Genomic DNA, 4,007 nt, shown 5'->3' on the forward strand with positions numbered 1-4,007 from the left:
GGCCCCCGTCTACGGGGATGGTCCGAACATCGCGGCCTACTCCAAGGGCCGCGTGCCTGCCCGTGACGTGGCTGAGGTTCTTCCTCCGTCTGGGTGTTCAGCCGGGTCACCGTAGGGGCGTTCAGCCGGGTCATCGGACGGGGGTTCGGGCGGCTCGCGTGGGCGGGGATACGGGGTTTTGTGATCTTGGCGGGGTTTCCGGGTGTCCTCCGGGACGGGCGGCGGCTCGGTCGCTAGGCTCTGGGCGGACCCGGCCCGCAGAGGGCACGGACCCCGACCCCCAGAGGGCAGAAGACCGATGAGCGAGTCCGCGGCCGACGACCCGGCCCTGTTGTGCGAGGAGGCGCGGAGCCTCGCGGAGAACGGCGCGGCCGGGGAGGCCGCGCTGCTGTTCGAGCGGGTGCTGGCGCTCGGCGACACCCCGTGCCGGGCGCAGGCCGCGCTCGGCCTCGCGGTCGTCCTGGACGACGGCGGCGACGTCGAGGCGGCCCGCGAGGCCGACCGGGCCGCCATCGCCACCGGCGACCCCGAGTACGGCCCCCGCGCCGCCTACCACCTGGCGCTCACCCACGAGCGGGCCGGGGAGCACGAGGAGGCGGCGCCCGCCTGGCGCGTCGTCGTCGACTTCGGCAACCCGGCGTACCTGCCGCCCGCCCACCTCGCCCTCGCGCGGCTCGCCGACGACGCGGGCGCGTTCGAGGAGGCGTGCGAGCACTGGGAGGCCGTGATCGGCACGGGCGACCCCGAGTACGGGCCGCCCGCCGCGCACGACCTCGCCCAGCGGCTGCTGGAGCGCGGCGAGCCCGCCCGCGCGCAGCGGGTGCTGGCCGCGGGGCTCAGGCTGATCGAGCGGGACGGCGCCCCGTACGCGTACGCGCGGCTCGCCGTCGCGCTCGGCATCTCCTACCTCGACCAGGCCGTCGGCGCGTTCGGCGCGGCGCTCGGCGACCCGTCCGAGCCCGCCGACCCGGAGGTCGGGCCGCTCGCGACGGAGCTGCTGGCGCGCACGCTGCCGCTGCGCGGACGCGGCGCGGAGGCGGGCGAGGTGTGGCGGCGCGGCCTCGCCGACCCGGGCGTCGCCGGCCAGGTGCGGGCCCGGCTGCGCCGCGACTTCGGCGACGAGGACGCCGACCCCGCCGACCTGTGGTGGGAGCCGGTCGTCGAGCAGGCCGTCAGCGACGGGACGCTGCCCGCGCTCGCCGGCGAGGCGTTCGGCGCCCTCGACCACATGTACGCGCTGCTGGCCGTCCGGTACGCGGGCGAGCAGGAGCGGCCCGGAAGCGTCGACGAGGTGATCGGCGACGCCGTCCGGGTGCCGGACGGGTACCCGTGGGGGCCGCTGCTGCACGAGAGCTTCGCGGAACGGCTGCGGCTGGCGATGGGCGCCCCGCCGCCGGAGCGCCCGGGAGGCTGACCCCGCCGCGCCTCAGTGCGCGATGTGGCGCTGGGCGACGACCTTGGTGATGCGGGCGCGGACGAGGTACTCGCCGGGCACCGCGTTGCGCGCCCCGAACTCCTCCGCGCGGTCCGCGCCCATGTAGCGGCCGCCGATGGCGGTCGCCCACTTGCGCAGCTCGTCGAGGTCCTCGATGAGCCGCGCCTCGGCCTGCATCATCACGTACGAGAACGGCGGCGTCTGGTCGTCGACGCACACCGACAGGCGCGGGTCGCGGGTGAGGACGCGCGCCTTGATGCTCTCGTGGTAGGTGGTGAACAGCAGGTCGTCGCCGTCGAGGACGAACCAGATCGGCGTGACGTGAGGGGTGCCGTCCTTGCGGGTGACGCCGGCCTTGCCGGTGCGGGTGCCCTCCAGGACGAAGGCGCGCCATTCGCTGTCGGTCATGATCTCCATCCGTCCAGTGTGCCCCACGCGATCACCGGCCGTGCCGGGCCGATACCGTGGCGTCATGCAGATCCAGACCGCGCACGGGCCCGCCGAGGCGACCCTGGACGGCCCGGACCGCCCGGCGTTCCTGCTGGTCCTGACGCATGGATCGAACGGGGGAGTGGACGCGCCCGACCTGCTGGCGGTCCGCGACGTCGCGCTCGGGCTGGACGGCGCGGTCGCGCGGGTCATGCAGCCGTTCCGGCTCGCGGGGCGCAGGGCGCCCGGCTCCGCCGTCAAGCAGGACGAGGCGTGGCTCGATGTCGTCCGGGCGCTGCGGGAGCGGTACGGGGACGTCCCGCTCGTGCAGGGCGGCCGGAGCAACGGCGCGCGCGTCGCGTGCCGGACCGCGACGGCTGCCGGCGCGGCGGGGGTGATCGCGTTGGCGTTCCCGCTGCACCCGCCCGGCAAGCCGGAGAAGACCCGGGTGGACGAGCTGCGCGGCGCGGGCGTGGAGGTGCTGGTCGTCAACGGCGACCGGGACCCGTTCGGGGTGCCGGACGCGGCGGACGCGGCGCATGTCGAGGTGCTGCCGGGGGAGCGGCACGACCTGAACAAGAACCCCGCCGAGGCGGGCCGGGCGGCGGAGCCGTGGCTGCGGCGTTGGGCGGCGACCCCGGCGCGGACGGCCCGGTGAGAGGGGCCCGGACAGCAGTACGCCCCTGGGCCCGGTGCGGGCCCAGAGGGCGTGGTCGGGCGGGCGTGCCCCCGAGGATGATCACCCGTTCGAACTAGTCCCCCGTCGGAGACTCGTCACGCGGCGGACGGCGCCTTCAGGTCCGTCGGCCGGTGCGGGGCGATGACCACTCCATCGGGCAGCAGCTCGCCGGTGTCCTCGAAGAGCACGACGCCGTTGCACAGCAGGCTCCACCCCTGCTCGGGATGGGCGGCGAGCGTCCTGGCGGCGTCGCGGTCGGGCGCGTTGTGCGAGGGACAGGGCGGCTGGTGCGGGCACATCGGCGTGCCTCCGGTCTCAACTACTGGTCGGTTGTGGTGCTTTCCCTTATGACGCACCCCAGTGTGGAACGGTTCGCTCGACCCGGCCATAGCCCGTTGGGACGGTTGTCCTTTGGTACCGGAGTGCCGGTGATCTGTGACCCGCCTCACCCCGAGGTGCCAGGCATAGCGTTCCTCACGCTCGATAACGGACGAAGAACGACACGCCGACGTCCGGAAAACGTTCCCGCCCGTTGGATCTTCCTTACCGGGGCGCCCGGTTCCGGTCGGCGTGTGCGATCGTTTCACCCGGACGCGGCCTCCGGGCGTCCTACGATGTGCCCCGGGGACCGGGCTTTGCGAGCGTGGGGGGTGAGGCCGGTATGCGCGTCGCGCTGTTCGTCGCGTGCTTCGACGACGCGTTGTTCCCCGCGACCGGCAGGGCCGTGACGGCGCTGCTGGAGCGGCTCGGCCACGACGTCTCCTACCCGCCCGGCCAGACCTGCTGCGGCCAGGTGCACTGGACGACCGGCTACCACCGCGAGGCGGCCGGCCTCGCGCGCGCGTTCACCGCCGCGTTCGAGGGCGCGGAGGCGATCGTGGCGCCGTCGGCGTCGTGCGCCGCCGCCGTCCGCGACGCCTACCCGCGGATCGCGCGGGCGTCCCGCGACGCGGCGCTGGCCCGCGCCGCCGAGGACCTGGCGGTCTACGAGCTGACCGAGTTCCTGGTGGACGTGCTCGGCGTGACCGACGTCGGCGCCTACTTCCCGCACCGCGTCACCTACCACCCGTCCTGCCAGTCGGCGCGGACCCTCGGCGTCGCCGACCGGCCGCTGCGGCTGCTGCGCGCGGTGAAGGGCCTCGACCTGGTGGAGCTTCCGGCGGCGGACGAGTGCTGCGGGTTCGGCGGCGCGTTCGCGATGAAGAACGCCGACGTCTCGGTGGCGATGGTGGCCGACAAGGTCCGGCACGTCCGCGACACCGGCGCGGACGTGGTGTGCGCGGTCGACAACGGCTGCCTGGCGCACATCGGCGGGGCGCTGTCGCGGCTGCGCGGCGGGGTCCGGGTCATGCACCTGGCGGAGATCCTGGCCGCGACGGGGCCGGCGTGACCGGCGCGCCGCCGGGGCCGCCCGCGGGAGCGGGAGGGGCTCATAGGGCGGGCACCGCGCCGCCGAAGTTCGCC

At 75.3% G+C, this 4,007-nt stretch carries 5 protein-coding genes; 3 read left to right on the plus strand and 2 right to left on the minus strand.

The window, feature by feature from the left end; translation table 11 throughout:
• The first annotated feature begins 298 nt into the window (after window positions 1–298).
• Complete coding sequence (locus ABT299_RS52260; protein ID WP_190868708.1) at window positions 299–1,414, plus strand: tetratricopeptide repeat protein; 1,116 nt, start codon at window positions 299–301, stop codon at window positions 1,412–1,414.
• A 12-nt stretch (window positions 1,415–1,426) separates the two neighbouring features.
• Here the strand turns inward: ABT299_RS52260 and ABT299_RS52265 are convergent, their stop codons facing one another.
• Window positions 1,427–1,852 (minus strand): PPOX class F420-dependent oxidoreductase, encoded by a 426-nt coding sequence (locus tag ABT299_RS52265; RefSeq protein ID WP_500255425.1) that lies wholly within the window; start codon window positions 1,850–1,852, stop codon window positions 1,427–1,429.
• A 55-nt stretch (window positions 1,853–1,907) separates the two neighbouring features.
• Between ABT299_RS52265 and ABT299_RS52270 the strand changes: the two genes are divergently transcribed.
• Window positions 1,908–2,522 (plus strand): alpha/beta hydrolase family protein, encoded by a 615-nt coding sequence (locus tag ABT299_RS52270; RefSeq protein ID WP_500255426.1) that lies wholly within the window; start codon window positions 1,908–1,910, stop codon window positions 2,520–2,522.
• Window positions 2,523–2,638: 116 nt separating this feature from the next.
• Here ABT299_RS52270 and ABT299_RS52275 read toward each other — a convergent pair whose 3' ends face one another.
• Window positions 2,639–2,842 (minus strand): DUF5999 family protein, encoded by a 204-nt coding sequence (locus tag ABT299_RS52275; protein WP_190868705.1) that lies wholly within the window; start codon window positions 2,840–2,842, stop codon window positions 2,639–2,641.
• 362 nt (window positions 2,843–3,204) lie between these two features.
• Between ABT299_RS52275 and ABT299_RS52280 the strand changes: the two genes are divergently transcribed.
• Window positions 3,205–3,933: a (Fe-S)-binding protein gene (locus ABT299_RS52280; protein WP_190868704.1), complete on the plus strand. Its 729-nt coding sequence runs from the start codon at window positions 3,205–3,207 to the stop codon at window positions 3,931–3,933.
• Window positions 3,934–4,007 lie beyond the last annotated feature (74 nt).

It is taken from the genome of Spirillospora sp. NPDC000708 (assembly GCF_040299565.1).
GTDB lineage: Bacteria > Actinomycetota > Actinomycetes > Streptosporangiales > Streptosporangiaceae > Spirillospora.